15 protein-coding genes are annotated in these 14,615 nt (G+C 38.7%); 1 reads left to right on the top strand and 14 read right to left on the bottom strand.

Annotation, left to right across the window (positions count from 1 at the left end; all coding sequences use genetic code 11):
* Positions 1–239: 239 nt before the first annotated feature.
* The 3 genes from LG273_RS19160 to LG273_RS19170 all read right to left on the bottom strand — a co-directional run bounded on the left by LG273_RS19160 (position 240) and on the right by LG273_RS19170 (position 2,472).
* Positions 240–437, bottom strand: coding sequence for a DUF951 domain-containing protein (locus LG273_RS19160; RefSeq protein WP_404456868.1), 198 nt, complete (start codon positions 435–437; stop codon positions 240–242).
* 88 nt (positions 438–525) lie between these two features.
* Positions 526–1,422, bottom strand: a complete 897-nt coding sequence (locus tag LG273_RS19165; protein WP_404456871.1) for a mechanosensitive ion channel family protein — start codon at positions 1,420–1,422, stop codon at positions 526–528.
* Between the two features lie 39 nt (positions 1,423–1,461).
* Positions 1,462–2,472 carry a hypothetical protein gene (locus LG273_RS19170; RefSeq protein WP_404456874.1) on the bottom strand — a complete coding sequence of 337 codons (1,011 nt, stop codon included), beginning with the start codon at positions 2,470–2,472 and terminating at the stop codon, positions 1,462–1,464.
* Between the two features lie 86 nt (positions 2,473–2,558).
* Here LG273_RS19170 and yyaC point away from each other — a divergent pair, with 86 nt between their 5' ends.
* Complete coding sequence (gene yyaC, locus LG273_RS19175; protein WP_379559977.1) at positions 2,559–3,191, top strand: spore protease YyaC; 633 nt, start codon at positions 2,559–2,561, stop codon at positions 3,189–3,191.
* Positions 3,192–3,389: 198 nt separating this feature from the next.
* Here the strand turns inward: yyaC and LG273_RS19180 are convergent, their stop codons facing one another.
* The 11 genes from LG273_RS19180 to rpmH all read right to left on the bottom strand — a co-directional run bounded on the left by LG273_RS19180 (position 3,390) and on the right by rpmH (position 13,870).
* Positions 3,390–4,094 carry a DUF554 domain-containing protein gene (locus LG273_RS19180; RefSeq protein WP_379559976.1) on the bottom strand — a complete coding sequence of 235 codons (705 nt, stop codon included), beginning with the start codon at positions 4,092–4,094 and terminating at the stop codon, positions 3,390–3,392.
* A 99-nt stretch (positions 4,095–4,193) separates the two neighbouring features.
* Entirely contained in the window at positions 4,194–5,033 is an 840-nt protein-coding gene (locus tag LG273_RS19185; RefSeq protein WP_379559975.1) for a ParB/RepB/Spo0J family partition protein, read from the bottom strand.
* Positions 5,014–5,787, bottom strand: a complete 774-nt coding sequence (locus LG273_RS19190) for a ParA family protein (protein ID WP_379559974.1) — start codon at positions 5,785–5,787, stop codon at positions 5,014–5,016. The genes LG273_RS19185 and LG273_RS19190 overlap by 20 nt, the downstream gene beginning before the upstream one ends.
* Positions 5,788–6,049: 262 nt before the next feature.
* Positions 6,050–6,919: a nucleoid occlusion protein gene (gene noc / locus LG273_RS19195; RefSeq protein ID WP_404459606.1), complete on the bottom strand. Its 870-nt coding sequence runs from the start codon at positions 6,917–6,919 to the stop codon at positions 6,050–6,052.
* A 351-nt stretch (positions 6,920–7,270) separates the two neighbouring features.
* Positions 7,271–7,987, bottom strand: coding sequence for a 16S rRNA (guanine(527)-N(7))-methyltransferase RsmG (rsmG, locus tag LG273_RS19200; RefSeq protein ID WP_404456878.1), 717 nt, complete (start codon positions 7,985–7,987; stop codon positions 7,271–7,273).
* 131 nt (positions 7,988–8,118) lie between these two features.
* Positions 8,119–10,002, bottom strand: coding sequence for a tRNA uridine-5-carboxymethylaminomethyl(34) synthesis enzyme MnmG (gene mnmG / locus LG273_RS19205; RefSeq protein ID WP_404456881.1), 1,884 nt, complete (start codon positions 10,000–10,002; stop codon positions 8,119–8,121).
* A 54-nt stretch (positions 10,003–10,056) separates the two neighbouring features.
* Complete coding sequence (mnmE, locus tag LG273_RS19210) at positions 10,057–11,433, bottom strand: tRNA uridine-5-carboxymethylaminomethyl(34) synthesis GTPase MnmE (RefSeq protein ID WP_379559971.1); 1,377 nt, start codon at positions 11,431–11,433, stop codon at positions 10,057–10,059.
* A 314-nt stretch (positions 11,434–11,747) separates the two neighbouring features.
* Complete coding sequence (gene jag / locus LG273_RS19215) at positions 11,748–12,362, bottom strand: RNA-binding cell elongation regulator Jag/EloR (RefSeq protein WP_379559970.1); 615 nt, start codon at positions 12,360–12,362, stop codon at positions 11,748–11,750.
* Positions 12,359–13,126, bottom strand: a complete 768-nt coding sequence (spoIIIJ, locus tag LG273_RS19220) for a YidC family membrane integrase SpoIIIJ (RefSeq protein WP_379559969.1) — start codon at positions 13,124–13,126, stop codon at positions 12,359–12,361. The genes jag and spoIIIJ overlap by 4 nt, the downstream gene beginning before the upstream one ends.
* 107 nt (positions 13,127–13,233) lie before the next feature.
* On the bottom strand, positions 13,234–13,575 hold the full coding sequence (gene rnpA / locus LG273_RS19225) for a ribonuclease P protein component (protein ID WP_379559968.1): 342 nt from the start codon (positions 13,573–13,575) through the stop codon (positions 13,234–13,236).
* A 160-nt stretch (positions 13,576–13,735) separates the two neighbouring features.
* Entirely contained in the window at positions 13,736–13,870 is a 135-nt protein-coding gene (rpmH, locus tag LG273_RS19230) for a 50S ribosomal protein L34 (protein ID WP_019377820.1), read from the bottom strand.
* Positions 13,871–14,615: the final 745 nt, after the last annotated feature.

Consider the following 14,615-nt stretch of genomic DNA (forward strand, 5'->3'; position numbering starts at 1 on the left):
ACCTTCACTCCTTAAGGATTCCATTCATATGAACGTGTTAGTCATCCTAATTATAGATAGTAGATAATCAATTGACAAGCCGGCAAAAAACAAAAATAGGCATTTTAGGATGCCTATTTTCGTATTAAACCCTATTATTTTATACAACACTATCTTTTTCTACTACCATCATACCACTTTTTAAGAAGAATCGTCCATTTTACACGTTTTAAAACTTTTTCCGTATAAAGGGGGTTCAATTACTCCTCTGCTCTCTCCAATACCTTTTTCATTTTCTTTGTAAAATCTCTTCTTGGTATCATGACGCTGTGATCACATCCAAGGCATTTAATTCGGATATCCATTCCCATACGTATGATTTTCCAACGATTTTCTCCACATGGATGAGGTTTTTTCATTTCCACGACATCATGTAGATTAAAATCTTTCTCCGCCATTCCCTGTTCTCCTTTTTAAAAAGATAGCTTGCTTGTCCTCATTTCATTCATTCTCTCATACAGCTACTATCTCTATTATACTGAAAAATTACTCGCCACGCTCACGATTTTCCAGTAATCCTTGCTTCTCATCTCCGGAGTACATAACAATGCGTGGAGCAGGTATCTCGATTCCTTCCTTATACAGCTTATCTTGGAGTTCTTTTCGGATATTTCGTTCGCCAGCCCATTGGAAGCCTGGCAGAGTATCCGCGATAACTCTAATCGAGAAGTGTGAGACATCGAGATTTTGCACGCCGATAATTTCCGGCACACCCACGATAAAGTCGTATTTATCGGGAAGGGTTGCAACTATTTCATTGATCGCTTTTTCCGCATCATTCACATTGCTTTCATATGGTATGTTCACATCCACAATAGAGAGACCATTATGAACAGAATAGTTAATAACCTGTGTCACATTTCCATTTGGCAACACATGCAGTTCGCCCGTCCAGCTAAGTACTTTTGTCGTACGAAGGCCTATTTCTTCTACCGTACCCTCAATACCAGCGACACCGACATAATCTCCTACTGAAAATTGATCTTCAAATATAATAAAGAAACCGGAAATAATATCTCGAACTAGATTTTGGGCACCGAATCCAATGGCTAGTCCAGCCACGCCTGCGCCTGCTAGTAATGCTCCCACATTAAATCCTAGAACATTATCTAAGACCATAATAATGGCGATAAAATAAACGATGTACGCTACTACGTTTTTTATTAATTTCTTTAACGTGTTTTCTCTTCGTTCTGTAATTCGAATGGGTCCACTTTCTCTTCTCTTAAAGAGACGGTCAACAAGATTTCGGGTAACCCTGACAATAATAAGGGCTAAGATAATAATTAATACAATTCGCAGGACACCTTCTCCAATTGTAATCCATAAACCTGGACCCGTTAGGTATTCCCAAGAATTTTGTAGTCTTTCTTCGATATTCACTGCATCTCCTCCTATTCTAGCTGTTTTACCTGAGTATTTCTATGTTTGTTTGTACCACAAAGGAAAGAGCAACAATCTGGTCAGCACGTATAAATTCAACACACCATAAATGGGGTACAAGTAACTAACCAATGTACTAAATCCTAATGCTGTTAATGGAATCATTGTAACCAAGGTGACCAGGACAATCAACCATAATGGTTTATTTAAGTAGCTTTGTATACGTGTTACAATCCCGAGTATTCCAGAGGCGGCGGTAGTAAAAATTGCTAGCCATAGTAAGATGCTAATAAAAATAATCATTTGTACAGGGTAATGCTGGAGAATGGCAAATAAAGGAATTTCGTAGAGGAGCAGCTCGTCTGCAATTTGAATCAGACTATTGTTATAAAGGTAAGAAATACTACCAAGCAAAATCCCACTACCAATACAGGCCACCCATATTTCTTTTATTGATTTTACCTTATTACCAACTGCACCTAAAACTGCAATTAACGGTAAAATGTTTAGCGCAGTAAACGGGAAAGCTGCAGTCCAATTTCTTTGCTCCCGCCAGTGAGAAAACAGTTGGAGCTCTTGATCTATCGTAAACAAAAGCAATACAAATACTAAACCACCCAGTAATGGTGGGAGAATGACCTGGTTAATGGATAGTAGTCCATTAATATCCTTCATAAATAGGGCAATTAATGCCATTAACATAATCCCTATACCCCACCAATAAGGAAAGTTAAACGCTTGGCCAGTAGCACCGCTTCCTGCAATCATGACAACCGTGGTTGTAAAAAGGTAAAGAAAAATCATGACATCATATATTCCAGACATTCGCTTTCCAACGATGATTCGTAGTACCGGCAAATAATGTGTTGACTTGTTTTTAAAACTAAGGTTCATAATTACCCAACATGATAGGGAGAAAAATACTGCAAACAGTAAAATAGCTAGTCCACTTTCATGGCCAAAAAATTGCCATAGCTCTCTTCCTGAAGCATAGCCTGCTCCAATTGTCGTCCCAATTATTAAAAACATCCACTTTATACCTGCTCGCATGTTTTATCCCCCATATATCCATAATGTATGTATAGATTTCTTAAATTTTCCGTATACTATACCAATATGTATTTGGAGGATAAGCTATGAATCTAAAAAATCGGATCAGCCCTAATAAAGAAAATTTTCGCATGCATCACACAGACCCAGAATTATATTCGGTTATGAGTGAAAAGATTATTTCATGGCTCCCAGTAATCCCGCGAGATTACGTTCTTGTATGTATTGGGACAGATCGCTCCACGGGAGATTCGCTTGGACCTCTTATCGGCACCCTGTTTTCTGAAAAGAGGCCAAAACATATGACGGTATATGGAACCCTTCACGATCCAGTTCATGCGACTAACCTTCAAGAGTATATTGAACATATTAACACCCGGCATTTGAACCCCTTTATAATCGCCGTAGACGCCTGTCTGGGGAAGAATACTTCTGTTGGTCACATTATCTCAGGGACAGGTCCTATTAAGCCAGGAGCTGCTTTAAATAAGCCTCTGCCAGACATTGGACATGTACATATAACAGGTGTTGTGAATGTGAGTGGTTTTATGGAGCATTCCGTCTTACAAAACACTCGATTATCAGTTGTTATGGACATGGCAACAAAAGTAGCTGGTGTACTGGATCATATTGATCAGCGCATGGCATTCAACCAACAACGTCCATCTGTTGTTTTGCGGTTTAACAAAGATCTAAACAGCTCCGCACCGACAAATTAATTATTTTAGAAAGAATGCATAAAGTTGAACTAACATGTGGTGGGGTCCCTTTTGTCCCCCACTTAGAATTCCTTGATTTCTTACCACATTCTTGAAGTGTGTCTTCCTGCCAGTTAAGACGGAATAAAAAAACAACGAGTTTTCCGCTCGTTGTTTTCTTGCACGTTAAAACCCTTTTTAAGGATCACCAATTTGTATTTAAAAAAGATAATAAACAGAATAGATTAGTCCTACCGTCACGATAGCAGGGAGGAGGTTTCCAATTCGAATGTTTATTATTTTTAGGAGGTTTAAACCGATCGCAACGATCAATAAACCGCCAACCGCAGTCAACTCGATAATGAGACCATTAAGAAAAGCCTCTGGCAGCCACTTTTCTATTTGAGTGGCAAGTAAAGCAATTGCCCCTTGGTAAAGCACTACAGGGATAGCAGAAAGGATAACTCCAAATCCGAGCGTGGTCGTTAGCACTAGTGCCACAAATCCATCAAGTATTCCCTTGGTTATAAGGACTTCATGGTCGCCACGTATTCCACTATCCAATGCACCAAGTATCGACATTGCACCAATTACAAAAATAAGCGAAGCTGTCACAAAGCCTTGTGCTACACTTATGTCCTCATTTTTGGTTGTAAACTTACTGCCAATCCAGTTACCAAGACGATTTAAGAATTCTTCCAGTCTTAAAAATTCACCTATAATGGCACCTGATAGTAGACTTAATAGCACAATTATAATCACTTCTGTCGAAAAAGCCATCTGTAAACCGATGAGTAAAACAGCTAACCCAATGCCATGCATAACGGTTTCTTTGTATCGCTCGGGAATTTTGGTAAAGAAAAGCCCTAATATACTTCCAATAATGATGAGTGCACCATTTACTAATGTTCCATATAAAACCATTGCTACCTCTCCAGTATGTAATCTCTTTTTGTCATAATTGTTTCACGTGAAACAATGCTCATAGCAAAAGACTGACGGTATAGCACGCCAGTCTTTTCTTTAATCTTCTAATACATCAATAATCCGCTGTAAATCGTCATCTGTATAAAATTCAATCTCAATTTTACCTTTTCTTTTCCCGCGTTGAATCGTTACTGCTGTTCCAAAACGGTCTCGTAAAAAGGATTCTCTCTCCTGAAGGAATACATCCTTTTTAGGTTTTTCAATTTCCTTTTTCACTGGCTTTTCATTTAATTGCATAATAAGCTGTTCCACTTGTCGAACATTCAATTTTTCATTGCGTACTTTATTTACAAGGGGAACAACTTTTGTTTTATCCTTTAAGCCAAGCAAAGCTCTTCCATGTCCCATCGAAATTTCACCATTGTTAATGTACGCTATTATCGGCTCAGGCAATGAGAGTAATCGAACAATATTTGCGATATGCGATCTGCTTTTCCCTAACCTCTTGGAAAGCTCTTCTTGGGTAATTTTTAATTCTGACATTAAATTTGTATAAGCATGTGCTTCTTCAATTGGCGTTAAATCTTCCCGCTGCAGGTTTTCTAATAATGCCAGCTCCATCATTCTTTCATCAGAAAGCTCTTTAATCACTACTGGAATGGTTTTTAAGCCAGCTTCTTTTGCAGCACGGAATCTTCTTTCCCCTACTACAATTTCGTAGCCTTTTATACTTTTCCGGACAATAAGAGGCTGTATAATCCCATATTCTAAAATAGATTCTTTTAGCTCTTCAATCGCATCTGCGTGAAATGTTTTCCGTGGCTGATATGGATTCGGCCTGCATTCTGTAATAGCAATTTCTTCTACTTTTTCATCAGACTGTTCTTCTATCTCCGGAAAGAAAGCATTTATCCCTTTACCTAACCCTCTCGCCATTGGCCATCACTTCCTTCGCTAATTCAAGATATACTTCAGCACCTCGTGATCTAGGATCATACGTAATAATCGGCTGTCCATGACTTGGAGCTTCTCCTAATCTAACATTTCGTGGAATAACAGTTTGATAGACTTTATCTTGGAAGTATTTCTTCACTTCTTCTATTACTTGAATACCTAAATTTGTCCGCGCATCCAGCATGGTCAATAGCACGCCTTCAATCATAAGATGTTTATTTAAATGCTTCTGAACAAGACGAATTGTGTTTAGTAATTGGCTTAAGCCCTCTAGAGCGTAATATTCACATTGCACCGGAATTAACACTGTATCTGACGACGTTAAGGCATTGAGTGTTAATAAACCTAATGATGGTGGGCAGTCGATCAAAATATAATCATAGGAATCTTTAAGGCTTTCCAATGATTTTTTTAAGCGAATTTCCCGTGAAATCGTCGGAACAAGTTCAATTTCTGCTCCGGCAAGCTGAATTGTTGCAGGTATTATATCTAAGTTGTTTACGCTAGTGGGAATGCAAACTTCTTCAGCAGGCATATCTTCTACTAACACGTTATAGATACAGTGCTTTACATCTGCTTTGTTTACACCTACCCCGCTTGTTGCATTTCCTTGTGGATCTGTATCGACAAGTAACACTCTATTTCCTAAATTAGCAAGGCATGCACTTAAATTAACAGACGAAGTTGTCTTCCCTACGCCACCTTTTTGATTTGCGATGGAGATTATTTTTCCCATGTTGACACCTACCTAACGATATACTTTTTATTTTATCATTAATTCCGAAAAAAGGACGACTTAAATTCATTTTTGTTAAGAATTTGTAATTAGCAGGAGAAGAAAGAGGAGAATATTGTTGAAGAATGTAGCCATCTAATGGAAGGATGATGAGAAAAATACCCATCTCCTTTAAGATGGGTATGCAATGTTTAAAAATAAACCGGAAACTTCAAACCGTTACATAGCTTAAGTTCATCGAATTAAGCAAGGAAGAAAATTATTATTTCTGTTTCGGTATTTTAATTGTTATTTGATAATAGTCATCCATTTCCTGTTCATTAGACTCTACTTCGACTCCTGTATCGGAAACCATATTCAATGATTGCCTAATGGTGTTCATCGCAATCCGAATATCTTTGCTAATGCCTTTTAAAGTTGCTTTTTTCTTAGGCGGCGCTTCCTTTGGTTCATTTATCTTTGCTATCCGCTCTTCTGTTTGCTTCACATTCAATTCGTTCTCAAGAATGTCTTTTAATAGTTGAAGCTGTTTCTCCGGATCTTTTAACTTTATTAATGCCCTCGCATGACGTTCTGTAATCATTTTGTCGAGCAAGGCCTCTTGTACCTCTTCTGGAAGCTTCAGCAAACGAAGTTTATTGGCAATAGTGGATTGGTTTTTTCCTAGGCGTTGTGCTAATGCTTCCTGTGTTAAGGAATGTAGCTCTAGCAGTTGCGCATAAGCTTTTGCTTCTTCTATAACCGTCAATTCCTCACGTTGCAAGTTCTCTATTAATGCAACAGAAGCAGTTTCCGTGTTGGTCATTTCCCGAACTATTGCCGAGACTGTTTCCCATCCTAATGACTGTACCGCCCGCCAACGCCTTTCCCCGGCGATTAACTCGTACTTGCCCTCTTCCTCTTCTAACTTACGCACCACAATCGGTTGGATCATGCCATGTGTATTAATGGTTTGAGCAAGTTCTTTTATTTTCTCTTCTTTAAATATACTTCTTGGTTGATAACGATTGGGCTCAATATCACTAACTGGAAGTTGAACCACTTCATCCGGATGATAGGCTTCTACTTCTGGTTCAGAGCCAGAAGCGGGCTTGTCCCCTAAACCAAAAATTTTATTAAAAGGCTTTACCATCATCAGACACCACCTTTTGTTTACTTGTTTGAAAAACGGTAAGAGTCCATCTACGTTTCTCTTTATCTGGAACTATCAAAATCTATGTACAAAAGCGCACACATATTCAGGCGCTGGAGCTGGGCGTGGCCGTTTCTGTCTGTCTACATACATTATAGAATCAATGTTTCACGTGAAACATTTTGAATGTCACAACTTGTCCCTAGTAAGTAGAGCATCAGTTAATTACGAGCAAAGGACTAGAAAGTGTTCCAATTCGTTAGTAAGGCTCCTCCTTCTATTTTACCATAATAAAGACCGATAAAGTAAACAATTGTATCCATAACAGTCTTATTCTATGGAATTTTAAATTTACTCAATAGGCTCCTTATTCGGTGTACCTGGTTTTCTCGGATACTTCTTCGGTGTCTTCCTTACTTTGTCCACGATAACAATGGAGCGTTCACTTTCTTCTTTCGGAAGTGTAAAGGTAAACGTGTCCGAAGTTTTCCCGCCCATTAACTCGATAGCAGCAATCCCATTAGAAAGTTCATCTTTAACCTGGGATCCCTTCATCGCAATAAAGACGCCACCCTTTTTCACTAGCGGCAGACACAGTTCACTTAACACAGACATTCTCGCAACTGCTCTAGCTGTAACAATATCAAAACTTTCGCGGAATTTACTATTTTTTCCAAAAGTTTCGGCCCTGTCATGGTAGAATGCTACATCACGAAGTTCAAGCTGTGTTGCTAAATGGTTTAAAAATCCAATACGTTTTTGTAAAGAGTCAACGATCGTTACTTTTAACTCTGGGAAACAGATCTTTAAAGGGATGCTTGGAAAACCTGCACCTGCACCTATATCACACACATGCAAAGGACCCTTGAAATCGAAATAAAAAGCAGCAGAAATGGAATCGTAAAAATGCTTTAAATAAACATCGGTTTCCGCTGTCAGCGCTGTCAAATTTATTTTTTCATTCCATTCCGTTAAAGTCTTGAAATAGGTAGCAAACTGCTCACGTTGGTATGCAGTAAGCTCTATTCCCTTTTCCTCCAAGGCATGTGCAAATTCTTCTGGAATCATATGGTGGAATCTCCTTTATTTCGTTTTACGGTTATGTAAAAGGATGCGGGAAAAGGCATGGTTATAAGCCTTATTCCCGCTATCATATAAGAGCGCTATGGTGAGCGCCCAATTATTTTTTAAAAGATAGCTTAAGCCATTCTCGCAATATTTCCTTGCTCAATGTAAACAAGTAAGATCGAAACATCTGCTGGGTTTACACCAGAGATTCGCGATGCCTGACCAACTGATAATGGACGGACCTTTTTAAGCTTTTCTTTCGCTTCTGTTGCAATTCCGCCAATATCATCGTAATCAATGTCAGCAGGGATCTTTTTATCTTCCATTTTCAGCATTCTGGCAACTTGCTCATACGCCTTTTTAATATACCCTTCATACTTAATTTGAATCGCAACCTGTTCTTTTACCTCTTCGGAAAGATCCGGGTTAGAATCTATCATTTGTTCAAGGATATTGTAAGAAAGCTCTGGTCTTTTTAGTAAGTCATATGCTTTTACCGCTTCTTTTAATGGTGTCGCCCCTGCATCTTCCATTACTTGATTAACAGCTTCAATTGGTTTAATGATCAGCTTATTCAAGCGTTTCTTTTCTTCCTCGACCAATCTCTTTTTGTCTTGGAATTTTTGGTAACGCGCTTCAGAGATCATTCCAAGTTCATACCCAATATCAGTCAAACGAAGATCTGCATTATCATGACGAAGCAAGAGACGATATTCCGCACGAGAGGTTAGCAGACGATATGGTTCGTTTGTTCCTTTTGTTACAAGATCATCAATAAGGACGCCGATATAAGCTTGAGAACGATCTAAAATAACCGGTTCTTTACCAAGTACTTTTGCAGCAGCGTTAATTCCTGCCATGATACCTTGAGCAGCAGCTTCTTCATAACCGGAAGTACCGTTAATTTGTCCTGCTGTATAAAGTCCAGGGATTTTTTTTGTTTCCAATGTTGGCCATAGCTGTGTTGGAACAACTGCATCATATTCAATGGCATATCCTGCACGCATAATTTCTGCATTTTCCAGCCCTTTTACACTTCGTACCATGTCGTGTTGAATGGATTCAGGTAGTGATGTGGACAATCCTTGCACGTAAACCTCTTCTGTATCTCTACCTTCTGGCTCTAAGAAAATTTGATGACGTGGTTTATCATTGAAACGGACAATTTTATCTTCAATGGACGGACAGTATCTTGGTCCTGTACCACGTTTCATACCTGAATACATAGCAGATAGCGAGAGATTCTCGTTAATGATTTCATGTGTGAATTCATTGGTATAGGTTAACCAGCACGGGATTTGATCTGTAATATACTCGGTTGTTTCATAAGAAAAGCTTTGTGGCTTCTCATCCCCTGGTTGAATTTCTGTTTGCGAATAGTCAATTGTATGACTGTTCACACGTGGAGGCGTTCCTGTTTTGAAACGGGTCAGCTCAAAGCCCAGCTCTTCCAAATGCTCGGAAAGCTTAACAGATACTCGTTGGTTGTTTGGACCACTTTCATATTCCAAATCTCCCATGAGTACTTTTCCGCGCATAAACGTACCTGTCGTAATAATTACCGTTTCAGCGCTATAAGCTGCTTTAGATTCGGTAATTACTCCTTTACATACCCCGTCTTCAACAATTAATTCATTTACCATACCTTGTCTTAGCGTAAGGTTTTCTTGATTTTCGATAATGCCTTTCATATCTTTTATATATAATGGTTTATCGGCTTGTGCTCGTAACGCTTGAACAGCAGGGCCTTTCCCTGTATTCAGCATACGCATTTGGATATGGTTTTTATCGATAACCTTCCCCATTACACCGCCAAGGGCATCTATCTCACGTACGACAATCCCTTTGGCCGGACCACCGATGGATGGGTTACACGGCATAAACGCGATCATATCCAAATTAAGTGTCAGCATAAGTGTTTTCGCGCCCATTCGCGCTGAAGCTAATCCTGCTTCCACACCAGCATGCCCCGCACCAATTACGATTACATCATAATGCCCAGCATCGTATGTCATTGTTTTTCATCCTTCCTATTATTTAACGTACTTATTTTAAAAAACTTGAGCGTTTTATTTTCCTAAACAGAACTGTGAAAATAACTGATCAATTAAGCTATCGCTAGCCGTATCCCCAATAATTTCACCTAAAAATTCCCACGTCCTCGTGACATCTATTTGTACAATATCAAGCGGCATCTCCATTTCCAAGCCCTGCATGGCATCTTCTAATGCTTCCTTTGCCTGTTTCAAAAGCTGGATATGGCGGATATTCGATACATAGGTTAAATCACCAGTATCAATTTCACCGGAAAAGAACGTTTCTGCAATAGCTTGTTCAAGCTTGTCAATTCCTGCTTCCTCCAGCAAAGAGGTAGTTACAATGGGATTACCTTCCGCGAGCTCTTTTACTCTATCGAGGTCTAAGTTTTGCTCCAGATCGGTTTTATTGATAATAACAATATATTCAAGTCCTTGAATTGCTTCAAAAAGCTTTTCGTCTTCTTCGGACAGTTTTTCATTATGGTTTAAAACAAATAAGATAAGGTCAGACTCTTTTAAAACTTTTCGAGATCGCTCTACCCCTATCTTCTCTACAATATCTTCTGTTTCCCTGATCCCTGCTGTATCAACAAGACGCAAAGGAACGCCGCGTACATTCACATATTCCTCTATAATATCTCTTGTGGTTCCAGGGATTTCGGTCACAATCGCCTTATTTTCCTGTACCAATGCATTCATTAACGAAGACTTCCCAACATTAGGTCGGCCTATTATCGCGGTCGCCAGCCCTTCTCGTAATATCTTACCTTGCTGGGCAACCTGTAAGAGGCTCTCAATTTCCCGATGCACCTCTTTCGTTTTCTCACGCATCACACCATGAGACATTTCCTCTACATCATCATACTCTGGATAGTCGATGTTCACTTCCACATGTGCGACTGTTTCCAGTAAATCCTGACGCAATGTTTGGATCAATCCAGACAGTCTTCCATCCATCTGTTTCAACGCGACCGACATCGCTTTGTCTGTCTTCGCTCTAATAAGATCCATTACTGCTTCTGCCTGGGAAAGATCAATGCGGCCATTTAAAAAGGCACGTTTAGTAAACTCTCCAGGCTCTGCAAGACGAGCGCCTTTACTTAAGATGATTTCCAGCACACGGTTTACTGCGACCATACCACCATGGCAGTTAATCTCGACTACATCTTCTCGCGTAAAGGTCTTTGGCCCTCGCATTAAGGTTACCATTACTTCTTCTGCAACCTCATTTGTTTGCGGGTCCAGAATCTTTCCATAGTGTATCGTATGGGAATCTGCCTCGTTTAAGCTTTTCCCTTTATATATTTGCTCCGTAATGGAGATTGCCTCAGGACCGCTTAGCCTGACAATGGCAATCGCCCCTTCGCCAATAGGTGTGGATATTGCTGTAATTGTATCTGTCTCCACTACATGTCACCTCCAGAAACATACTTTTATCTATATTAATAACGAATTATATTTTTATCGCCACTAACTTAATAGAATAACACACCTTCATTCAAAAATAAAGTTATCCACAGTAGTTTTTTATCTCACCTAACGATCGTTTTATCCACATGTGTATAATGTATAAAAATATTTCGTTACTGCAGTAGGTTTGTGGATAAAGGTAGAGAACATAAAAAAATCCGCTTGGCTCTCATTTTGAAAACCAAGCGGATTCTTCTATATTTTTAATACACTGCTGTTGATCATGAAACGGCGTTATTATCATGCTGTTTTTAAGGCTTGATCACGATGTGGCGATGTGGTTCTACCCCATCTGAGTAGGTGGAGATTCCCTTATTATTCTGTAGAGCGCTATGAATAATTTTACGTTCAAAGGCCGGCATCGGCTCTAGTGCTACTTTTTTATTTAAACGCACTGCCTTATCGGCCATTTTTGTGGCAAGCGATTCTAATGTGTCTTTTCTGCGCTGGCGGTATCCCTCTGCATCAAGGGATACTGTATAAAACTGCTCACCATCTTTATTTATTGCCAGGTGGAGCAGATATTGTAGGGCATTTAAAGTTTGGCCACGTTTGCCGATTAATACCGCAATGTTTTCACCGCTCAATTCAAAATTAACGTGATTCCCCACGACATCCATCGTAACGTCCGCTTCTACGTTCATGTTTTTAATCACTTGTTTAAGATATACTTTTGTTTCTTCCACTTTGTTTTTTGCTAACGTTACTTTTACGAAAGCACGTTTCGATCCAAACAGACCAAGCAAACCTTTTTTGCCTTCATCTATTATTTCAATATTTACTTGATCCTTTGTGGTGTTTAACTGCTCTAATGCTGACTGGACCGCTTCTTCAACTGTTTGTCCACTCGCAGTTATTTCTCTCACTTTTTGTCTCCTCCAACTACATCTTTCATCATTGGTTTACGGATAAAAATAGTTTGAACAACCATAAAGATATTCCCTACAACCCAGTATAATGCTAGTGCTGCTGGGAAGAAAATAGCAAACACACCAATCATAATCGGCATTACATATAGCATAACCGTCATTTGTGGGTTATTTGCTGCAGGGCTTCCAGCCATCATAAGCTTTTGCTGGATAAATGTTGCGCCACCTGCAATTAATGGTAATAAGAAGATCGGATCCGGAGAACCTAGCTCAAACCATAAGAAACTGTGTGAACTAATCTCTTCTGTACGCATAATCGCATGGTACATGGCAAGCAAAATCGGCATTTGAATAAAAATAGGCAAACACCCGGCAAGCGGATTAACGCCATGCTTTTGAAATAATGCCATCGTTTCTTGTTGCAATTGTTGTTGCGTATTCGCATCCTTAGAGCTGTACTTCTTCTGTATTTCTTTAAGCTCTGGCTGAATATCTTGCATCGCCTTTGAGCTTTTTAACTGTTTTACGTTTAATGGTACAAGAATTAATCGTGCTAAAATTGTTACGATCACGATAGAAAGGCCGTAGTTCTCGTTGAATAACTCAGCAAAATAGACAATAACCTGGGATAATGGATAAACGAAATAACTATTCCAAAACCCTTCACTTTCAGGTGTGATTGGTTGATTAACCTCTGTACAACCCGAAAGAATTGCCAGCAACATTACTAGTGTCACAAGCAGTAAATATTTTTTCCGCAAAATGTTTCCTCCTAACTATATGAAAAGCAAACGCTTAACATAAGCCTTATACAGTTTATCCTATATGTATTCTATCTAAAAATCATATTGGAATCTATATAGTTACGTTATTTTTTTAGAAGTTGTTCTTTATACAACAAATGATTCAAGCTTTTCTTTATTTCTTCATAGGTCATTTGTTTTGTTTGTTGTCGTGCAATAATTACAATATCATGCGGATATTTAATCCGATGCTCCATCTCCTGGAAAGCTTGGCGTAAATAGCGCTTAATACGATTTCTCGTAACGGCATTGCCTATTTTCTTTCCTACTGAAAGACCTACACGATAATGCTCTTGATCCTTTTTTTCTAGATAATAGATGACAAGCTGTCTATTTGCAAAGGACTTTCCACGCTTAAATGTTTCTTGGAATTCTTCATTCTTTTTAATACGATACTCTTTTTTCATTCATGATCACCTTTATAACACTACATATCCAGCTTGTCCTTCATATTCTATGTAACGGACCCCCTGGCTAAACACCATTGGATCCTTCCTAACTTTTCACCAATCTAGCATATTCCCATACTTTCTTGATGTGAAAAAAGACCACTGACTTTTCAGCGGCCTATGCAGATAATACTTTTCTTCCTTTACGACGACGACGAGCTAGAACTTTACGTCCGTTTTTAGTACTCATACGCGTACGAAAGCCATGTACCTTTTTGCGTTTACGGTTATTTGGTTGAAACGTTCTTTTCATTTATAATGCACCTCCCCAAGGGATGAAATATCCTGTTTAAAAAATCTATTCATAGACAGTCTTTGTAATTATAAGTAATAACCATCCCTTCTGTCAACTTCCTTTTTCGTGAGAACCACTTTCTCTTTTTCTTAAAGGGATCTTTACTTTATAAAAATCACCTACATTTTTAGTAATAGAATAAACATTTATTCCAACTTGCCTCTTCAAAACTAGAGCTTCGACACAATTCTTTTTCCACCTTTATATTCGTTCGCTAAACTATCCACAGTCTATTGTTTACGTAAATCTGACAAAAAAATACTATCCACAACACATATCGACAGGAAAACCACAAAATATAGCGATGTGGACAAAGATTGTCTACAAGGTTTGGGACTTGTGGATAAATGTCGAAATAACATTGCACAGCAAGTCTTTTTTTGATATTATAATTGTGTTTAACTTGTGTAAATCGTTTTGAGCCTTCAAAGTTATTCACAAAGTGTGGATAACTTGTGGATATTCATTCACACCCTTCTTTACAACGTTATCCACAGAAATGTTAATAACGTTTATAAATATTTTTTATTCATTTATATACTGTGCTAAACTATCCACAAGCTACTTTCTATAATGCTTTCTACAGCATGCCTAATCAAAGCCGATTAAAAGGTTTTTTTATGAATGAATGCCTGTCCATCTTTATGATTGAGAGAGGCTTTTTCTGTCATGATATAAATCCAGGAAGGAGTGAATAACCACT

Source organism: Oceanobacillus kapialis, assembly GCF_044790185.1.
GTDB lineage: Bacteria > Bacillota > Bacilli > Bacillales > Amphibacillaceae > Oceanobacillus_B > Oceanobacillus_B kapialis.

What these genes read in the sequence shown, in the direction of transcription:
- yyaC (WP_379559977.1), top strand. Translation starts at nt 2,559, where the DNA reads ATGAATCTAAAAAATCGGATCAGCCCTAATAAAGAAAATTTTCGCATG.
- LG273_RS19185 (WP_379559975.1), bottom strand. Translation starts at nt 5,033, where the DNA reads ATGGCGAGAGGGTTAGGTAAAGGGATAAATGCTTTCTTTCCGGAGATA.
- mnmG (WP_404456881.1), bottom strand. Translation starts at nt 10,002, where the DNA reads ATGACATACGATGCTGGGCATTATGATGTAATCGTAATTGGTGCGGGG.
- LG273_RS19180 (WP_379559976.1), bottom strand. Translation starts at nt 4,094, where the DNA reads ATGGTTTTATATGGAACATTAGTAAATGGTGCACTCATCATTATTGGA.
- LG273_RS19170 (WP_404456874.1), bottom strand. Translation starts at nt 2,472, where the DNA reads ATGCGAGCAGGTATAAAGTGGATGTTTTTAATAATTGGGACGACAATT.
- LG273_RS19190 (WP_379559974.1), bottom strand. Translation starts at nt 5,787, where the DNA reads ATGGGAAAAATAATCTCCATCGCAAATCAAAAAGGTGGCGTAGGGAAG.
- noc (WP_404459606.1), bottom strand. Translation starts at nt 6,919, where the DNA reads ATGGTAAAGCCTTTTAATAAAATTTTTGGTTTAGGGGACAAGCCCGCT.
- LG273_RS19160 (WP_404456868.1), bottom strand. Translation starts at nt 437, where the DNA reads ATGGCGGAGAAAGATTTTAATCTACATGATGTCGTGGAAATGAAAAAA.
- rpmH (WP_019377820.1), bottom strand. Translation starts at nt 13,870, where the DNA reads ATGAAAAGAACGTTTCAACCAAATAACCGTAAACGCAAAAAGGTACAT.
- rsmG (WP_404456878.1), bottom strand. Translation starts at nt 7,987, where the DNA reads ATGATTCCAGAAGAATTTGCACATGCCTTGGAGGAAAAGGGAATAGAG.
- rnpA (WP_379559968.1), bottom strand. Translation starts at nt 13,575, where the DNA reads ATGAAAAAAGAGTATCGTATTAAAAAGAATGAAGAATTCCAAGAAACA.